Annotated in this window: 10 protein-coding genes; 8 read left to right on the top strand and 2 right to left on the bottom strand. The window is 57.7% G+C overall.

Annotated elements, in window-relative coordinates:
- Positions 1-45 precede the first annotated feature (45 nt).
- Complete coding sequence (locus tag RFER_RS13775) at positions 46-309, bottom strand: DUF3144 domain-containing protein (RefSeq protein WP_011465003.1); 264 nt, start codon at positions 307-309, stop codon at positions 46-48.
- Positions 310-324: 15 nt separating this feature from the next.
- Complete coding sequence (locus RFER_RS13770; RefSeq protein ID WP_011465002.1) at positions 325-726, bottom strand: phage holin family protein; 402 nt, start codon at positions 724-726, stop codon at positions 325-327.
- Positions 727-1,123: 397 nt separating this feature from the next.
- Here RFER_RS13770 and RFER_RS13765 point away from each other — a divergent pair, with 397 nt between their 5' ends.
- The 8 genes from RFER_RS13765 (at position 1,124) to RFER_RS13730 (ending at position 19,817) form a co-directional block, all read left to right on the top strand.
- Positions 1,124-3,283 carry a peptidase domain-containing ABC transporter gene (locus tag RFER_RS13765; protein WP_244095726.1) on the top strand — a complete coding sequence of 720 codons (2,160 nt, stop codon included), beginning with the start codon at positions 1,124-1,126 and terminating at the stop codon, positions 3,281-3,283.
- Positions 3,280-4,617: a glycosyltransferase gene (locus RFER_RS13760; protein WP_011465000.1), complete on the top strand. Its 1,338-nt coding sequence runs from the start codon at positions 3,280-3,282 to the stop codon at positions 4,615-4,617. Before RFER_RS13765 ends, RFER_RS13760 begins: the two co-directional genes overlap by 4 nt.
- Before the next feature lie 106 nt (positions 4,618-4,723).
- Positions 4,724-5,029, top strand: a complete 306-nt coding sequence (locus RFER_RS23035; protein WP_049765661.1) for a hypothetical protein — start codon at positions 4,724-4,726, stop codon at positions 5,027-5,029.
- 422 nt (positions 5,030-5,451) lie between these two features.
- A complete protein-coding gene (locus RFER_RS13750) occupies positions 5,452-7,842 on the top strand; it encodes a lipase family protein (protein ID WP_011464999.1) in 2,391 nt (796 codons plus the stop codon).
- Positions 7,839-8,456: a hypothetical protein gene (locus tag RFER_RS13745; protein ID WP_011464998.1), complete on the top strand. Its 618-nt coding sequence runs from the start codon at positions 7,839-7,841 to the stop codon at positions 8,454-8,456. Before RFER_RS13750 ends, RFER_RS13745 begins: the two co-directional genes overlap by 4 nt.
- Positions 8,453-9,949 carry a lipase family protein gene (locus RFER_RS13740; protein ID WP_011464997.1) on the top strand — a complete coding sequence of 499 codons (1,497 nt, stop codon included), beginning with the start codon at positions 8,453-8,455 and terminating at the stop codon, positions 9,947-9,949. Before RFER_RS13745 ends, RFER_RS13740 begins: the two co-directional genes overlap by 4 nt.
- The gene (locus tag RFER_RS13735; RefSeq protein ID WP_041790742.1) at positions 9,946-10,734 is read left to right on the top strand and encodes a hypothetical protein; all 789 of its coding nucleotides are present in this window, start codon (positions 9,946-9,948) and stop codon (positions 10,732-10,734) included. The genes RFER_RS13740 and RFER_RS13735 overlap by 4 nt, the downstream gene beginning before the upstream one ends.
- Positions 10,735-10,736: 2 nt before the next feature.
- Complete coding sequence (locus tag RFER_RS13730; protein ID WP_011464995.1) at positions 10,737-19,817, top strand: VCBS domain-containing protein; 9,081 nt, start codon at positions 10,737-10,739, stop codon at positions 19,815-19,817.
- The last annotated feature ends 3 nt before the right edge of the window (positions 19,818-19,820 follow it).

The following is a 19,820-nucleotide window of genomic DNA, read 5'->3' as shown; positions in this document are numbered from 1 at the left end:
ACTCCGATCGCAACTCAGTTTGTGTGCCGACGTTGTTACTGGTCTCTAGCCTTGTGGTTTGACCACAGGTCCGACGACACCCTCCATGTTTGAGACAAGCGCTTTACGGTACTCCGACACATAAAACTCCACCGCCTTCTCGCGATCCTGTTCCGTACCATTGCGGGACACGAAATTGAAGGCGTTATAACGACCAGCGGCGAACAAAATTGCGGCGCTTACCTCTCCGTCGTTTCCGCCCTCGGCCAATCGGTTGGCAAGATGAATGAACTCGTCAACGAGTTTGAGAAATTCTGGAGGGTAGGCCATGGTGATCTTTCTTTGTCAGAGCCACATGCCGCTGTGGGGCATCTGGATATCGTGCGCCGGACTGTCACTGGGCAAGATGGCGCCAATCGCAAAACTGAGCACGGAAATGAAAATACTGGCAAAAAACGCGGTCCAGAAGCCTGAGACCTTGAAACCCGTGACCAGAGACGAAACCAGCAGAATCATCAAGGCGTTGATCACCAACAGGAACAGGCCGAATGTCAAAAAAGTCAACGGCAAGGTCAGGACAATGAGCAGCGGCTTGACAACGGCGTTCGCAAAGCCCAGCAGCAGTGCCGATACGATCAACGCAGAGGTACTGCTGAACCGAATTCCCTGGAACAGGAGGCTGGTGACCCAGAGCGAGATTGCTGTGATGCCCCAATGCAGCAGAAAAGGTGAAAGACTGTTGAGCATGAAAGTTTCTTTGGGTGTTCATGGGTTGGCAAGCGCTTCATCATACTGCCCATCCAATCTGTTGTACTTCTCTCGTTGAGGCTACGGGGCCGCCCAAACCCGCCCAACAATTCCTGATTCGAACCGAATAATTTGGATAAAAAGTATGTCAAAAATTGGATACCCCCCATTTGGGGGATAGTCGCTGACAGAGTAGCCGGTTACCATTCGTTACATCAGCATCTTCGCTGTTGCAACCCTACAGGATTGCCATTGGCTACTTCAATGATCAAATTCATGGCCTTTGGCCTCGCTTTATCAGATGTTGGATGCGCCACAAGACCAGAAAGCATTTCTGCATTTGCAATAGCAACATAGGGACACCTTGCAACCGGGTTGTGAGGGCGAGGAGCGGTTCTTGCAAGAGATTCAGTTGAGGGAGTTGGTCTGGGCACTAGGTTCTTGCTGCGCATTGCATGGCAAACCGTTTGATCCCGAGCTGCTGCTCAAACAGCATGCGCCGCCGTATTCTGCGGCCACCCTGGTCACAGCCTCTCGCGCCTTGGGCTTTCAAGCTCGCTTGCTCGAAGCAAGTTCTGCTGAGTTGGCGCGCCTCTCAACGACCACCATCTTCCTGCTTACGCCTGCCGAAAACCAGCCCGGCCTAGGCCTGCTGGTCAGCGCCAGCGCTGATGCCGTGACCTGGATCCCAGCTGGCTCGAACAAACCCAACACCCAGCCCTTGGCCGAATTCGAAGCCCGCTACAGCGGCCAAATCCTGTTGCTGCAACCACAGGTCGAAGCGTTCAACGACCCCGATCAGCCCCAACAAGGATCAGCCTCGTTTGGCTTTCGCTGGTTTGTGCCAGAACTGCTCAAACATCGCAAGGTCTGGCGTGATGTGCTGTGGGCTTCACTGGTCTTGCAACTGCTGGCCCTGGGCTTGCCGCTTTTCACCCAGGCCATCATCGACAAAGTCATCGTCCACCAGACCCAGAGCACCTTGATTGCCATTGCCGTCGGCATGGCGATTTTCATGGTGGCCACCGCCGTCCTCACCTGGGTACGCCAGTATCTGGTGCTGCACACCGGCAACCGGGTCGATGCGGTACTGGCGGCTGAGGTGTTTGATCATCTCTTCAAATTGCCACCGCGCTATTTTCAGAACCGCCCCACCGGCGTAGTAGCGGCGCGGCTGCATGGTGTGGAGACGATTCGCGAGTTCGTCAGTTCGGCCGCCGTCACCCTAGTTCTTGACCTGCCCTTCATGCTGATTGCAGTGGCCGTGATGTTTTATTACTCGGTGCCGCTGACGCTGATTGCCTTGGGAATTCTGGCGGTCATTGGCATTTTGTCGGTACTGGTCGCCCCGGTATTTCAGGCCCGGCTGAACGAGCAGTTCATGCTGGGCGCGCGCAACCAGGCGTTTTTGACCGAATACATCGCAGGCTTTGAGACCGTCAAGAGCCTGCAGTTCGAGCCGCAACTGAAGGCCAAGTACTCAGGTTACCTGGCTACGTATTTGCAGTCAGGCTTCCAAACCAAGCAGATAGGCAACACCTACAACGTGATCGCCTCCACGCTGGAGCAACTGATGACCTTGCTCATCCTGCTGGTGGGGGCCTGGATCGTGATGAATCCGTCCGCCGAGGCAGCCACCGGCAAAGCAGCGGTCTTCACCATAGGCATGTTGGTGGCCTTCCAGATGTTTGCCGGCAAGCTGAGCCAGCCGATGATGCGCCTGGTCGGGTTGTGGCAGCAGTTCCAACAGGCAAGTCTGGCCGTGGCACGGCTCGGTGACCTGATGAACGCGCCAGTTGAGCCCTACAGTTTGACGCCGGGCCGTCAGGGCGCGGGGCAAGGCCGCATCGAGATCGACCGCATCGCCTTCCGCTATGCCGATGACCTGCCTTATCTGTATGAGAACCTCAGTCTGGACATCGAGCCGGGTCGCACCATCGCGCTGATGGGACCCAGTGGCTCGGGCAAAAGCACACTGGCCAAACTTCTGCAGGGCTTTTATTGGCCAACCAACGGACAGATCAAACTGGATGGCATCGATATTCGCCACCTCAGCGCCAATGAGCTGCGCACCACTTTTGGCGTGGTCCCGCAAGAAACCGTGCTGTTTAGTGGCACGATTTACGACAACCTGGCGCTGGCCAACCCGCACGCCAGCTTCGAGCAGGTGGTGCAGGCCTGCAAGATGGCAGAGATTCATGCCACCGTCGAAGCGCTGCCGCAGGGCTACCAAACGCCGATTGGAGAGCGCGGTGCCGGCCTTTCAGGCGGTCAAAAGCAGCGCCTGGCGATTGCGCGTGCCTTGCTGAAGCGCCCCAAGGTACTGATTTTTGACGAGGCTACCAGTGCGCTCGATGCGGAAACGGCCGAGCATTTTGCCAGGACTATTAATGGCCTCAAAGGCAAGGTCACGATGCTATTTATTACCCATGCCTTACCCAAGGCTTTGCGGGTCGATGAGGTGATTCATCTGGGCAGGGACGGGGCGAGGCAAATGCGCAGCGTCTCCAATCCTCCAACACCTGCCGCAGGGCACCAAGTTTTGGAGGGCGCTTGAAATCTGCTTCCACGCTGTTGAAAGTATTGGTCGTCTGGGAGCTAGGGACTCATCTCGGGCATCTGCTGCGTCTGCTGCCGGTCGTGACGGAACTCAGGGGCAACGGGCATGAGGTCTTGCTGGCGGTTCCCGATCCTGCCTCTGCCCATGAGTTCTTGCGTGACCCGCAAGTCAAATGTGTCAAATGTCCGACGATTCGCTCCCGGGCGGGGAGCGAACAACGGGAAAGCGACGTCGTTTGCTATGCCGACATCCTGGGCAGATATGCCTATGGCGACGAAGAAGGCCTTGCCGACGCGCTGAGCCTCTGGGCAACATTAATCGGAGATTTCAGACCAGATGTACTCCTGATCGAGTTTGCCCCGCTCGCCATGCTGGCTGCAAGGCTGCAAAAATTGCCGGCTGTGCATCTGGCTATCGGCTGGGAAGCACCGCCCAAATCTAGAACGCTGCCGATCATCCGCCCATCGAAAATGGTAGACGAAGCTTCGGTGTTCGAAATGGAAGCGTCGTTGGTAAAGCGTATCAATCGCCACTGTTCCAGCGCGGGGGTGACTGAGCTTCAATGGTTGAGCGATCTCTACAAGAGCGCCACTCAGTTGATTGCCACCTTGCCAGAAACTGACCACTTTGGGCCACGGCTACAGGGCCGATACATCGGCCCCTTGTTTTCTACAGAATTTGGACCGGTGGCACGGTGGTCTGAACCGTCCACAGAGCACACAACACGCCGGGTGTTTGTGTACCTTCAGCCAGACCGGGCGAATCTGGCTCTCCTGAAAGTGTTGAAGAGCCTGGGTGCACGGGTGATCGCAGTGCTGCCGGGGCTTCAGGCAGGTGCGGCAGAGCGCTTGAGTGACGACCGCATTCAACTCTATCCGCATCCAGTCAGACTCGCTGGGCTCCTCGAACAGGCTGACATCACCATCACCAATGCAGGGCATGGACTGATCGCGGCAAGCTTGCTTGCTGGCACTCCCTTGCTACTGATTCCACGCACCGTCGAGCAGGTCATGCTTGCCAAGCGAATCAAATCCACGGGTGCCGCACAGGTGTTGCCGCTGGAACATGTGGCGACCCATGCGCATGAAGCTATAGAGCAAATTCTGAATGATGCAGATGCGCGTGAAGCGGCGAAGGCCATTGCGTGGAAATATGTACGTTGCACTCAGGGCAGCGTGATTGCGCAGGTGGTTAATGCTATCGAAACAGCTTTTTTGAAACACCAGCAGAACGTTGTCGAAAAAATGACAAGTGGTGGCCCTTTGGCGACAACAATTGGCAGTGATTTTTCAAATCTATGGTCCATGCAACAAGACGGAGTTGGCACATGAAAGTACTGAAACGGTTTTCGATCATCTTGGCCCCGGACCCAGGCAACGACACCTTCCATGCATCAAATGGCAACGCTACGAACGATTCGGACTGGAGTGTTGCAGCATGAGAACCAACCAACTATGGCTGAAGCGAATGATGAAATTTGGGTTGTTTTTAGTGATGGGAGTGAGCATGAATACTAGCGCTGGCTTACTCGGTTTCGGTGGAAACAGCTGGAAAGAAGAGGTATTGCTGCACGAAGGCAGCAAGATCATCGTCGAGCGCACAGTTCAGCGCGGCGGGCGTCGTGAGGTCGGGCAGCCGCCGCCCATCAGGGAGCAGAGCCTAGCCTTCAACATGCCCGGCACCAAGCAGCGAGTAATTTGGGAAGACCCTTTTACTGAAGATATCGGTGGGGCCAATTTCTAACCGATGCTGCTCGAAATACATAACGCTGTGGCATACCTTGTTGTGTATCCCATGGGATGTCTGTCTTACAACAAATGGGGCAGGCCCAACCCGCCTTATGTCGTGTTCAGACACGAGGGTAAACAGTGGAGTCGCATTGCTTTGCAAGAGTTACCGCTAGAGCTAAAAACTCCGAATCTGATTTTTTCATCGCCAGACGATGAGGCAAAAAATGCAGGCCAGTCTGTGGTGTCCGCAGAAACAATCAAAAGACTTTATGCCAGTTACCGACAAACCGAATTCCGGAGCATCTTGAGGGAGGCATTGCCGAAGGAACGGTGCCCCCAGTATTCGAGCGGGCCAAAAGCACCTAATCCAATTGCGTCAAGCCCCAAGTAATTTGTGATCTGAAATCTACTCACAACACTTGAAGGAGAGCAATCATGACAACAACGACTGAATACGCACTGATGGCGGGCCATGTTTATCGCACAACGCGCGACGAAATAAATTGGCTTCCAGCTCCGCAAGGGTGGACGCCATATTTCCCGGTTCCCGATTCCACCACGGCTACAGGTTTTCCGGTCACCTCAGGCTTCGAAGCCATCTCATTCCAAAAAGGCTCGGAAATCGTCATCTCCTACGCCGGCACCTACGACAAAGACTATTCCGGCGACATGGTGGCAAACGCCGGTCTGGCGACTGGCGTCGGGTCGACCCAACTGTTGCAGGCTGTCGAGTACTACCTGCAAGTCAAGGCCGCCAATCCCGGCGCAACGATCACCCTCACGGGTCATAGTTTGGGCGGTGGGCTGGCTGCGCTGGTCGGCGTGTTCCTTGGCGTCCAAGCCCAGACATTCGACCAGGCCCCCTTTGCCAAAACCGCCTGGTTCAAGGCGCCCGACGTCATGGCTTATCTGTCCAGCCAGACGGACCCCAGCGGCAACCGCCTGTACAGCGACGCGGCACTCAAACCGCTGGCGAGCTACATCGAGCAAAAGGAAGCGTTCGGCGCGGCCACCACCTTCATACCCAATGCTGCCTTGATCAGCAATATCAATGTCCAGGGAGAGTTTCTGTCCAGCGCGCCCTGGACCGTGTATGACCGTATCGGAACGACCACCCAAACCATTGCCAACAGCGCGCCGGGCGTGTCAGGCTTTGACCTGCATGCTCAGGCGCTGCTTACTGCCTTTTTACAAAGCCAGCAGACCGCCGCGCCCGGCCAAGCTCTCAATGAACTCACGGCCAAGCTGACCGGTGTGTTGCCGCTGATTTTTGACACCAAGCTGTATGCCTACTCGACCTCAATCAGCAACACAACCAACGTCAACTTCCTCGATCACCTGGTTCGTCACGAAACCGGCGGCATAGGCGGCATGCCTGCAGGCGGCGACGCCATGCTCACCCACTTCGCTTCCGACCTCAACAAACTCGGCACCAACATCGCCGGCCTGAACAAGCAGGCCCAAGACGCCATCATCGCCCAGGGCATCGAGTGGTACTACTGGCAAGGCACCGATTACGCAGGCAAGGAATTCATCACCCAGACGGGCGCCCTGCTGCAATACACCAGCGCCATCGGTGATGGCCTGCAAGACGCGCAAAACAAAGCCGCCGCCTACGCCAAGCTCTGGCTCGACCCCAAGGCCGCAGCCCATGGTGCCTATGGCGTTGGCACCACCTACGAGCAGTGGAATGTCAACACAGGCACCAGCGCGGTGACCGCCACGGCGCGCGATGTCGACAAAAGCCAGATATTCCTCGGCCAGGGTGGCGCAGAAACTTTCACCGGTGGCAACAAGAACGACGTCATGCTGGCCGATGATGGCGATGACACCCTGGACGGCGGCAAAGGCGACGACAAGCTCTATGGTGGCAGCGGCACCGACACCTACACCTACACCTTCACCTCCAGCGACTTGGTCGGCTGGGGGACAGACACCATCGGGGATACCGACGGCATCATCAAGATAGACGCCGACACCCTGGGCGGCGGCAAAAGCATCAGCCCCCGGCTCGGGCGCGCCTGGATCAGCGATGACAAGAAATACCAGTTCCAGTTCAAGCCCGATGCGCTCACCCCCAACGGCACAGCGGCTGACAGCAATGGCACTCTTGTGATTCACCGCACCGGGCGGCTGGCAGACAAGGAGGCCATCGTCCTGAACAACTGGAGCCAGGGCAAGTTTGGCATCACCCTCACCACCGACGCAGCCCTGCCGGTGAGCCCGGCACAAGTCCGTGTCGTGAACGGCGATACCGTGCCGCTGAACACCAGCACCAATGCCGACACCGGCGAAGTGACCTACATCGGCAGCGCCACCGTGGCAGCGCCCGGCAACAGCGATGCGATCACGGCTTACAACACCTCCAGCAGCATCAAGCGGGTAGAGGTCTATGGCCTGGACGGCAACGATGCGCTGATTGGCGACGCGTCGCAAAACCTGATCGACGGCGGTGCAGGCGACGACTTGATTGCCGGTGGCCTGGGTCTGAACACGCTCATTGGCGGGGAAGGCAACGACATCATCCTCACCCACTTCACGCCCGGCATTGCTGGGCGACGAGGTCCTGACGACAGCAAGAACCAGATATTCATCGGCGGTGCGGGCGCAGACACGCTCGATGGCCAGGATGCCATCTACAGCCGACTTCAAGTCTGGCAGGACGGTAATGGGGTGAGCGACATGAACAGAAGGAGCCTGATCGTCGATCCTAAATTAATAGCTACTTGCGAACGTTCCATGCGAGCTAGAGGCCGATTTCGTATGAAACATCTAGTTGTTAGTGGGTTGCCGTGCACCCAGGCAAGAGTTGAGGTCTTGCAATGACCCCCCGCAGCCGACAGGTGCTTGGGGCTCTGGCAATAGTGCTGGTACTGGCAGGAGGCTATGTATTGAAGTTCGGTCTGTATCCGCGTTACTTCGACATCGAGTGGGATGAAGAAGTGCAGTTGCATGATGGTCGAATGATCGTGGTACATGTCAAACGAACATTTGAACGACGCTCACGGACAGATCGGTGGTTGGCGCATGACCGAGATACAGAAGTCACCTTTGATGCGGGACCACCGTGGGGCAAGATCAGTCGAAATTTTGAACGCTATGACGTGAAAATGATTGAGCAACACGACGGTAATTGGTTTTTCGCGCTGAGAGTTACAACTGGAATCCCTCCCAAAAAGCTAGTCGACCCAGCGTACACAGTGCTCATTCTGGAGAAAGATGGCACGGAGCGACCCGCTAAATCTTGGGATGACATTCCAGACTTCCCTCGCCAAAACATCATGCCTGTAACACCGAGTCCGGAAGGAATTTTGCCCTTCGCAAATTCACTTTTGACGTGGAAAACCAAGATGGAGCACTGGAAAAATAATCCCCGCGCAGCGGGAGACAACGGCCTAATCATTCAAAGACACACCAATCAACAGGGAGAAACAAAATGACAATTCAATCAGACATGGCACTTATGGCCGCAGGTTCATATTGGGATGTACGCAACGGCGCAATAGATCCACAAAACAATCAGGACACCGACAACGATGCCCCCACCCCCACCGGCTGGAAAGTCCTGACTCAATACGACATGAGCGACTTTGGCCCGAACGCCAGTACCGGCCTCAGCGCCCGCGTCTACCAAAACACCGCCACAGGCGAAGTTGTCATCAGCTATGGCGGCACCGAGTTCAACACTTCGTCCTACGGCCTCGCGGCTGATTTTCTCAATGGCAATATGCCCCTTGCTATCGGTGATGCCAGTGCACAGGCGCTGGAAGCCGCCAAGCTATACCAGCGCGTCAAGGCAGACGCCACTCTCAGCGACAACATTACATTCACTGGTCACAGCCTGGGTGGAGGACTTGCCAGCGTCATGGCGGTATGGTTTGACCGCCCGGCCTATGTATTTGCGGCCGCACCGTTTCAGAAGTCGGCTGATTCAACGCAAGCAACCACACTCGCCGACATTTTCTCCCTCAATCGCGCGTTGCCTAACGTGCGCTTCCAGCTTGGCAGCACTGCTGACCCTGCGTTGCTGAACTACAACCCCACAACAGACTTTGCTGCGCGCGAAGCCAATGTAAAGGCCTATGCCATAAAAGGCGAATTGCTGGAAGCAAATTTTGGCATGTTCAGTTGGATTGAAGGCAGTACCAACCCGCTGTTTACCAATTCCGCTATTACTCTGAGCGCAGGCGATAAGCACAGCATCGACCTGCATGTGGCTGCGCTTTTGAGCGATACGTTTCAAACCGAAGCGGGCAAGCTACCCACCGCACTGGAGCGGCTGATGGATAGAACCCTTTACGGCGGTGACGTGCTGGGCAACAAACAAGTCATCATTACCAAACTCATCCGCAACGAAGTGGGTGTGCGCAGCGATGATGGAACCCAAGTACTGCTCGCTGCTAACGGCATGCTCACCCACTTCGCTTCCGACTTGAATAAGCTAGGCACCAACATCGCCGGCCTGAACAAGGCAGCCCAAGATGCCCTCATCGCCCAAGGCATCGAGTGGTACTACTGGCAAGGCACCGATTACGCAGGCCAGGAATTCTTCACCCAGTCGGGCGCCCTGCTGCAATACACCAGCGCCATCGGTGATGGCCTGCAAGGCGCGCAAAACAAAGCCGCCGCCTACGCCAAGCTCTGGCTCGACCCCATGGCAGCAGCCCATGGTGCCTATGGCGTGGGCACCACCTACGAGCAGTGGAACGTCAACACAGGCACCAGCGCGGTGACCGCCACGGCGCGGGATGCCGACAAAAGCCAGATCTTCGTCGGCCAGGGTGGCGCCGAAACCTTCACTGGCGGTGACCTGGGTGACGTGATCATAGCCGGGGATTGGGCCGACACCTTGAGCGGCGGCGCAAGCAACGACACCATCTATGCATCAAATGGCAACGCTACGAACGATTCGGACTGGAGGGTTGCAGCATGAGAACCAACCAACTATGGATGAAGCGAATGATGAAATTTTGGTTGTTTTTAGTGATGGGAGTGAGCATGAACACTAGTGCTGGGTTACTCGGTTTCGGTGGAAATAGCTGGAAAGAAGAAGTGCTGCTGCACGACGGACAAAAAATCATCGTCGAGCGCTCGCAAAGCTATGGCGGCCGCAGCGAGCCCGGGCAATCCGGGCCGATCAAGGAGCACAGCATCCGCTTTACGCCACCCGGTTCAAGCAAGGCCATCGCCTGGACCAGCGAATACAGCGAGGACGTGGGCCGCGCCAACTTCAACCTGCTGGCCGTGCATGCGTTGAACGGTACGGCCTACATCGTTGCGTCCCCGAATCTCTGCCTTTCCTACAACAAATGGGGAAGGCCAAACCCGCCCTATGTCATCTTCAAACACGACGGCAGCCAATGGCAGCGCATTGCCATGGAATCCCTTCCCATCGAATTCAAAACGATCAACGTCTTTCTGAGCATTCAAAAGGTTCAGGCCGAAGAATTGAGCGCCGTGGGGCTGACGTCGGCCGAGACTATTTCACAAGCGAACCGCAGGTCGGAGAATCCTGAATTCCGGAGCATCTTGAGGGATGCAAGAGTGAATGCAGGCGGCGAAGGATGCGAGGAGATGGTTAGCAACGGAAAAGGCGGCTGGCTGGGCATCGACTGGTTCAAAAGCCAACCGGACGTTGATGCCTGTTTGAAAGTCTGCGCCCAAAAAGGGATTAGTTCGGAATTTTGCCCGTGCAAAAACTTGTTTAAAGGGAAATGAACATGACAACAACTCTTGAATATGCATTGATGGCTGGACGTGCTTATCAATCCACTCGTAACGCAATAAATTTGTTCCCTACCGCTGAAGGATGGACAACATCACGGCACGAAACCCAACCCTCAGGCTTCGAAGCCATCTCGTACCAACGCGGCTCCGAAATCGTCATCTCCTACGCCGGCACTTACGACAAAGACATCACCGGAGACCAACTGGCCAACGCCGGCCTGGCTACGGGCGTCGGCTCCGCGCAGTTGCTGCAAGCCGTCGAGTACTACCTGCAAGTCAAGGCCGCAAATTCCGGCGCCACCATCACCCTCACGGGCCATAGTTTGGGCGGTGGGCTGGCTGCGCTGGTTGGCGTGTTCCTTGGCGTGCCGGCCCAGACCTTCGATCAGGCTCCCTTTGCCAAAACCGCCTGGTTCAAGGCGCCCGACGTCATGGCTTATCTGTCCAGCCAGACGGACCCCAGCGGCAACCGCCTGTACAGCGACGCGGCACTCAAACCGCTGGCGAGCTACATCGAGCAAAAGGAAGCGTTCGGCGCGGCCACCACCTTCATACCCAATGCTGCCTTGATCAGCAATATCAATGTCCAGGGAGAGTTTCTGTCCAGCGCGCCCTGGACCATTTACGACCGTATCGGAACGACCACCCAAATCATTGCCAACAGCGCGCCGGGCGTGTCAGGCTTCGATCTACATACACAGGCTTTGCTGGCGGCTTATCTGCAAAGCGACTTGACAGCGCCAAGCGGGCAAGCTCTCAACGAAGTGACGGCCACGGTGCCGCAACTGTTGGGGATGATTTTTGACAACAAGCTCTATAGCTTTCGAGCCGATGATGCCAGCAACCGCAACTTCGTGGATCACCTCGTTCGCCACGAAACCGGCGGCATAGGCGGCATACCTGTAGGCGGCGACGCCATGCTCACCCACTTCGCTTCCGACCTCAACAAGCTAGGCACCAACATCGCCGGCCTGAACAAGCAGGCGCAAGATGCGCTGATTGCCCAAGGCATCGAGTGGTACTACTGGCAAGGCACCGATTACGCAGGCCAGGAATTCTTCACCCAGTCGGGCGCCCTGCTGCAATACACCAGCGCCATCGGTGATGGCCTGCAAGGCGCGAAAAACAAAGCCGCCGCCTACGCCGAGTTCTGGCTCGACCCCAAAGCCGCAGCCCATGGTGCCTATGGCGTGGGCACCACCTACGAGCAGTGGAACGTCAACACAGGCACCAGCGCGGTGACCGCCACGGCGCGGGATGCCGACAAAAGCCAGATCTTCGTTGGCAACTTTGCGGCTGAAACCTTCACCGGCGGTGACAAGAACGACGTGATGCTGGCCGATGATGGCGATGACACCCTGGATGGTGGCAAAGGCGACGACAAGCTCTATGGTGGCAGCGGCACCGACACCTACACCTTCAGCTCCAGCGACTTGGTCGGCTGGGGGACAGACACCATCGGGGATACCGACGGCATCATCAAGATAGACGCCGACACCCTGGGCGGCGGCAAAAGCATCAGCCCCCGGCTCGGGCGCGCCTGGATCAGCGATGACAAGAAATACCAGTTCCAGTTCAAGCCCGATGCGCTCACCCCCAACGGCACAGCGGCTGACAGCAATGGCACTCTTGTGATTCACCGCACCGGGCGGCTGGCAGACAAGGAGGCCATCGTCTTGAACAACTGGAGCCAGGGCAAGTTTGGCATCACCCTCACCACCGATGCAGCCCTGCCGGTGAGCCCGGCACAAATCCGCATCGTGAACGGCGATACCGTGCCGCTGAACACCAGCACCAATGCCGACACCGGCGAAGTGACCTACATCGGCAGCGCCACCGTGGCAGCGCCCGGCAACAGCGATGCGATCACGGCTTACAACACCTCCAGCAGCATCAAGCGGGTAGAGGTCTATGGCCTGGACGGCAACGATGCGCTGATTGGCGACGCGTCGCAAAACCTGATCGACGGCGGTGCAGGCGACGACTTGATTGCCGGTGGCCTGGGTCTGAACACGCTCATTGGCGGGGAAGGCAACGACATCATCCTCACCCACTTCACGCCCGGCATTGCTGGGCGACGAGGTCCTGACGACAGTTGGGCGGCGCCGACCGAGGCACGCGCCCTACTGGCCCAAGGCGCGACATGGGGGGTGTACAAGGATGCGCAGGGCGTGATGCACGTCAGCACCAACAACACGCTGTACGACCCACAGGCTCAAGCGGGCACGCCAGAGGCCAGCAAGGCCACTGAGGTCGACTATTTCCTGTACCCGGTGCTCACCAATCCGCTGAATGCCATTGAACAGAGTTGGGTGACGGAAACCGATGCGGGCGCTGGCAACGACATCGTGCTGGGCGGCATCGCCACCGACATCATTGACCTGGGTGACGGCGACGACGTGGCCTTTGGCAACCTGGGGCATGACGACATTCGGGGAGGCGCCGGAGCCGACCGGCTCTATGGTGATGTGGGCAAGGCTGGCATCAGCGCCAGTCTTGCGTACTACCCGATCGGTGATGACTTGCTCGACGGTGGGGCCGGGCAAGACATTCTGGTCGGCGGTTTGGGTGCGGACATTTTGTATGGAGGAAGCGAAGATGACCTGCTGTTCGGTGACTACGTCACTCTCGACGTAGCGCAAACGACAGCAGATGATTGGCTCTTGGGAATTGAGCCGCCTGCCGACGCCTCGATACTCTATTACGACTATGCGGATTACCTGGACGGCGGTGCGGGTGCTGACACCCTGATAGCCGGAGGCGGGAACGACACGCTGCTAGGCGGCATCGGCGCTGACATATTGCAGGGCGAGCAGGGGGACGACTTCCTTGACGGTGGGGGCGACAAGGACATGCTCTATGGTGGGGCAGGTAACGACCAGATGGAAGGGGGTGCGGGCGACGACGTATTGATGGCTGGTAGCGGAGACGACAGTTTGTTCGGCGGGGCTGGCAACGACACACTCTATGCCGACTCTGGCAAGGATTTGATGGATGGCGGAGAGGACGACGACACTTACGTGATTGCCTCCGGGCAAGGTGTCAAGGTAGTACGCGACAGCGGCGGCGTGGACACCCTGAGGCTCGCATCGTGGTTTGGGCTTGACGGATTTCGCTTGGGGCTGGGCTCTCTCAAAATCACGAGCCCCGAGGGGGATGAAATCCACATCGAAGGGTTCGATCCCGAAGACCCGTATGGCAGCGGCGCGATCGAGTACTTCGAGCTTGCTTCGGGGCAGATCATCAGCTACAGCGAGTTGTTGGCTGCTCTGCCTATGTTCATTGATGGAACCGAAGGCGACGATGTCCTTCTTGGGACTGCGTTGGATGACACCCTCTATGGCTCCGCCGGCAACGACACCGTCGATGGCCGGGCGGGCAACGACTGGATCGACGGAGGCACCGGCGCCGACCAGATGACGGGAGGCGCCGGGGACGACAACTACGTGATCGACCAAGCCGGCGATCAGGTCGTCGAGTTGGAGGGCGGAGGGCGCGATACCGTGACGGTGTCGTTTGACTACACCCTCAATGTTGCCCACGTTGAAAGCCTGGTCCTCGCGGGTGCCGCCATTACCGGCATCGGCAACAATCTCGACAACGGGCTTTATGGCAATGAGTTGGCCAACACCCTTATGGGTCTGGCCGGCGACGATACCTTGGCGGGTGGGGATGGCGACGACCTTCTAAACGGGGGCGAGGGTGCAGATACCATGTCGGGCGGCCTGGGCAACGACACCTTCCGTGTCGACAACGCGGGCGATAGGGTTGAAGACGTGGCGGCGACGCGCCAGGCAGGGGTACTTGTATCGGGTGGGCAAGACCATGTCTACAGTACGGTGTCTTATACGCTTGGCTCCGGCATCGAGTCGCTCACCCTGGACGGCGAGGGTTCGATCGATGGGCATGGCAATGTGGAGAGCAACCACATCGTTGGTAATGCGGCCGACAATGTCCTCACAGCCTATTCGGCGAATGGCCTTCTCGACTATTTCAATCATGCCCCGTTCAAGATGGACGGCGATGCCGAGTACGCGCCCTATCTGTCAATGGACGGCGAACGAATGCTGGACCATATGTACTACAGCTCATTTGAGCAAGACAGCGGCAGTGCGGCACCCGCGTATGGCGTGTTGCAGATCGACATATCTTCACCGCAGGGCGACGAGTTACTGGGCGGTGAAGGAGACGACCAGCTCTGGGGCGACATCAATGGCGATTCCCTGGTTGGCGGCGGCGGCAACGACTTGCTGGTCGGTTACTGGGGCGGCGACACCTTGCAAGGCGGCACCGGGGATGACACCTACGTGGTCGACTCGTCAACACAGTGGTGGGACCAGTGGGCCTGGAACGGGCGCTTCTGGATCCACTTTGAGTATCAGAACGGTGATACCGACGAAATCCTCGAAGAGACGGACGAAGGTATCGACACGGTCCTTTCGCTCAATGATTTCGTGCTGGGTGCCAACGTTGAGAATCTCACCTTGGTCGACGGCTTTGCCAACGGCCCTCGCGACGGCGACCTGACACAGGATCTGCTGTCCGGCGACAGCTATAGCTACGGTTACGGGCGGCACGGCGTTGGCAACAGTCTGTCGAACGTCATCATCGGCAATAGCCAGAGCAACCATTTGGAAGGCCTTGGAGGCGCCGACACCTTGATCGGCAAGGCGGGCCACGACCGGCTCGACGGTGGAACCGGCGACGACCTGATGCAGGGCGGTGATGGCTACGACACCTATGTGGTGGACTCGGTGGGCGACACCGTCGTCGAAGAAATCGCCGACGAATGGGTGGGTGGCCGGGACGCGGTGGAGACTACGCTGGACGGCTACCGCCTGGGCGCCCATGTGGAAGACCTGTACCTTAAAGGGGATGCGAATATCGGCGGCATCGGCAATGAACTCGCGAACGATCTTTACGGCAACAGTGGCGCCAATGTGCTTGAGGGCCTGGAGGGTGACGATGAACTCTATGGAAACGGCGGGGACGACAGGCTTATAGCCGGTAGCGGCAACGACCAGTTGAATGGTGGGATCGGCTCCGACTTCATGTCGGGCGGTCAAGGCGATGACCGCTACATTGTGGACGATGCCGGCGACGTCGTGTCGGAGCTCGATGGCGAAGGGCACGACAGAGTTTATTCTGAGGTTTCCTACACGCTGGGAGCAGGCGTGGAAGATCTGCGCCTTTACGATTCCTCAGTAACCGTTGGCCTGTACGGTCGTGGCAATCAGCTGGCAAACACGATCTATGGTGGGTACAGCGCAAACCGACTCGAGGGGCTGGAGGGCGACGATACGCTCGATGGTGGCGGCGGAACCGATACGCTGGTAGGTGGCGTTGGAAACGACGTCTACTACACCGACCGCGCGTCAGACGTGGTGATCGAGTTGGCGAATGAGGGGACCGATGAGGTCCGCAGCTCGTCGTCTTATTCCTTGTCAGACCATGTCGAGAACCTGACATTGCTGGGCGATTTCGTCACCGACAGCTCGGTTGCCTACGGTTCCCATCGGATAGAAGGAAATAGCCTGGCCAACCGCGTCATTGGCAACGATGGCCACGATACCGCATTGGGCCACGGTGGAAACGACGTCATGGACGGTCGAGCTGGCAACGACGTCATGGATGGTGGTGATGACGATGACGTGATGTACGGCGGCGCGGACGCCATTTATGCCTATTTTGAAGTGGCAGAGCAGTACTATGGCGGCGTTTCAAGACACGTTGAATTGCTGGCCCAGAATTCCGACGAGCTTCACGGCGGATCCGGCAATGACCAGATGGACGGAGGGTCGGGCAACGACCAGTTATTTGGTGATCAAGGCGATGATGTGTTGCATGGCGGTGCGGATGGCCTGGTTGCCCGCTCAGAGGCTTACATTCAATATGACGTTGAAGTGACGCCGGCCAGCGAGCAGTTTCACACCAATGACGACACATTGGATGGCGGCGGCGGAAATGATGTGCTGGACGGCGGTTCGGGCAACGATCTTTTGTTGGGTGGCGACGGAGATGACTACCTTTACGGCGGCGATGACGGACCGCTGAACACGAGTAACAACGACGTTCTCGATGGCGGTGCCGGCATTGACACGATGCGGGGCGGAACGGGTGACGACATATTCTTTGTGGATGGTATCGTCGCAATCAATCCGGAAGGCAATCTGAACCAAGTCAATCTGTGCGACGAAGAGCACAGATTCGGCGTGGACCGCACAGCAAGCTATAGCTGGACTTCGGATACCGTTATCGAAGAGGCAGGACAAGGTATGGACGCTGTCTATTCAACGGCCAGTGTCGTAGCCGAGAACGTCGAGACGGTCACCCTTCTGTCGACTGGCTCGATACTCGATATTGATGCCACCACAGGAGCGGGCGACCAAGTCCTGACAGGTAATGCCGGAAGAAACCGACTCGATGGTGGGACGGGTGCGGATCGCATGCTCGGAGGATCTGGCGACGACACCTACGTCGTGGACGATGTGCTTGATCAAGTGATCGAGAATCCGGACGAAGGCTTCGACACCGTCCGTACTGCACTCAATGACTTCACGCTTTCGGCCGAACTAGAGGGGCTGGTTCTGGAAGGGGCTGCGCTGAATGGGTTCGGCAACAGTGCCAACAACGTACTGATTGGCAATGCGCAAAACAACATTCTGGAGGGTTTTGCCGGGAACGACACACTGGCCGGCTGGCGCGGGAATGACGAACTCCGCGGTGGCGCAGGCAACGACACTTATGCCTTCTCTCGTGGCGATGGTGTCGATGCCGTGATTGACTCGGAGGGAAGCGGTCGCCTGCATTTCAGCGGCGACGTCTCCATGTCAGATCTGGTTTTCAGCAGCGTAGGCGACGATCTGGTGATTGATGTCCTTGATGCTGGTGTGTCAAATGGGGACCGCGTCATCCTCAAAAACTGGATGATCTCGCCCGAGCGCGTGGACAGCCTTTCCTTCTGTGGAAATGTGTCGCTCCCACTGGATGAATCCGTGCTGAACCATGCGCCAGAGGCTTTGGCGGACCACGATGAGGTTGTCGAAGACATCACGGTGGCTGTTTCGGGCAGCGTGCTGGGCAACGACAGCGATCCGGATCAGGGCCAAATATTGACCGTCAAAAATCCCGGTACCTTTGCGGGCTTGTATGGTGCATTGACCTTGGCGAAAGACGGGAGTTATCAATACGTTTTGGACAGCGCGCGAACCGATATTCAGGCACTTGGCGTCGGCGAGACCCGAGCGGAAAGCTTCAGCTACATAGTGACTGACGATGCCGCAACCAAGCCGTTGACTGCCAACAGCACCCTGACGATCACCATTCTTGGGGCCAACGACGCTCCTATCGTGCAGGCTGACACGGCCGCAGTGGTTGAGGATGGGCCAGTTGAGGCTATGGGCAATGCCCTGGTCAACGACAGTGATGTTGATGTGGGTGATCAGTTAAGGGTGACGGATACTGGGACTCGGATAGGTCAGTATGGCCAGCTGGTTTTAACATCCGACGGTGAGTACCGCTATACCCTTAACAACGCCGACATGAGGGTTCAAAGCCTTGCCGCTGGCCAGAAAGTGACTGAGGCCTTCAGCTATACAGCGCAGGACGATAGCGCAGAGCCAGGTTCAGCAAGTGGTCAGATTGTCGTTACGGTCACCGGCGTCAACGATGCGCCCGTCCTTAACCTGCCGCTGGCAGATCGAGTTGTCGAAGCCGGGCAGGCTATTTCTTTTGTGCTGCCTCTCTCCACCTTCTCGGACATTGACCAAGGCGATTTGTTGACATATGCCGCGCAGGTAGTCGATGCCAGTGGTAATGTGCAAGCTTTGCCAAGCTGGCTGAGTTTCGACGCAGCGACCCGGACTTTCCGTGGCACAGCTGCGGGTGCGACCGATCTCGATATTCGAGTTATCGCTACCGATCTATCGGGCGCCACCGCGTTTGACGAATTCAACCTTCAAGCCACCGTCTCCGGACACTGCGGAAAGGGCAACGAGGGCGTGGGCAACGGCGAAGACCCGCCGCCGCCGGGCCATGACACGAACTGGAATGATGGTCCCGGCACCTCCCCTGGACACCCGGGACGCCGTGGTGGCGGCAAAAAGCCCTCGACATCTACCGACACGGGTGCCCTGGCCAGCGCTGACTATCAGGCGATCGGGGGCTACGAGGACGGTTGGGATACCGTAATTTCCACCATCAATTATGTGTTGCCAGCGCATATGCAAGCGCTACTCTTGGACGGCTCCGGCGCCATCAACGCGACGGGCAATGCGCTTGACAATTGGCTGGTCGGCAATTCAGGAAGCAATGTTTTGAATGCTGGGTCGGGTAGCGGCACAGACATCCTGCAAGGCGGCCAAGGGAGCGATCAATTGACGGATGGCGCCGGCAGCAATCTGCTCGATGGTGGTGCTGGAGTCGATGTGTTGACAGATGGCGAAGGTGCGAGTTGGCTGTTCGGCGGCAAAGGCAATGACACCATCAACCTTGGTCAGGATAGTGATTTGCTGGGTTTCAACCGAGGAGATGGCGCCGATGTCGTGAATCCGGGGCAGGAAGCTCTGGCCAACGATGTCGTGAGTTTGGGCAAGGGCATTCGCTACGCCGACCTCAGGCTAGCCAAAAAGGGCAACGATCTGGTGCTCGACGTGGGTGCGGGGGACAGCATCACTTTCTCCAAATGGTACGTTGGCAGCGTTAACAAGGGCGTCGGCAAACTCCAGATTGTGACTGTCGAGGGCGACTACGACGCCACGTCCACCGACAAGACCCGCGACCAGCAAGTCGAGGTCTTCGACTTTGCCAAGCTGGTGCAAAAGTTCGACGCCGCTCGTGCGGCCAGTGCGATCAACGCCAGAGGTTGGGCCATGATGAACAGCCTGCTCGACGCCCACTTGCAAGGCAGCAATACCGCAGCATTAGGCGGTGATTTGAGCTACCAGTACGCCACCACTGGCAGCCTGGCCGGCATTGGCCTGGGCGCCGCCCAGTCCAGCCTGGCGGCGGGCACCGACTGGCAAAACCTGAAGAATCGCAGCCAGCTCGAACAGGGCAGCGTGCAGTTGATGTGATGA

Source organism: Rhodoferax ferrireducens T118 (assembly GCF_000013605.1).
Taxonomy (GTDB): Bacteria; Pseudomonadota; Gammaproteobacteria; order Burkholderiales; family Burkholderiaceae_C; genus Rhodoferax; species Rhodoferax ferrireducens.
This window is presented reverse-complemented; position numbering and strand designations above follow the sequence as displayed.

What these genes read in the sequence shown, in the direction of transcription:
- RFER_RS13775 (WP_011465003.1), bottom strand. Translation starts at nt 309, where the DNA reads ATGGCCTACCCTCCAGAATTTCTCAAACTCGTTGACGAGTTCATTCAT.
- RFER_RS13770 (WP_011465002.1), bottom strand. Translation starts at nt 726, where the DNA reads ATGCTCAACAGTCTTTCACCTTTTCTGCTGCATTGGGGCATCACAGCA.
- RFER_RS23035 (WP_049765661.1), top strand. Translation starts at nt 4,724, where the DNA reads ATGAGAACCAACCAACTATGGCTGAAGCGAATGATGAAATTTGGGTTG.
- RFER_RS13750 (WP_011464999.1), top strand. Translation starts at nt 5,452, where the DNA reads ATGACAACAACGACTGAATACGCACTGATGGCGGGCCATGTTTATCGC.
- RFER_RS13745 (WP_011464998.1), top strand. Translation starts at nt 7,839, where the DNA reads ATGACCCCCCGCAGCCGACAGGTGCTTGGGGCTCTGGCAATAGTGCTG.
- RFER_RS13740 (WP_011464997.1), top strand. Translation starts at nt 8,453, where the DNA reads ATGACAATTCAATCAGACATGGCACTTATGGCCGCAGGTTCATATTGG.
- RFER_RS13735 (WP_041790742.1), top strand. Translation starts at nt 9,946, where the DNA reads ATGAGAACCAACCAACTATGGATGAAGCGAATGATGAAATTTTGGTTG.
- RFER_RS13730 (WP_011464995.1), top strand. Translation starts at nt 10,737, where the DNA reads ATGACAACAACTCTTGAATATGCATTGATGGCTGGACGTGCTTATCAA.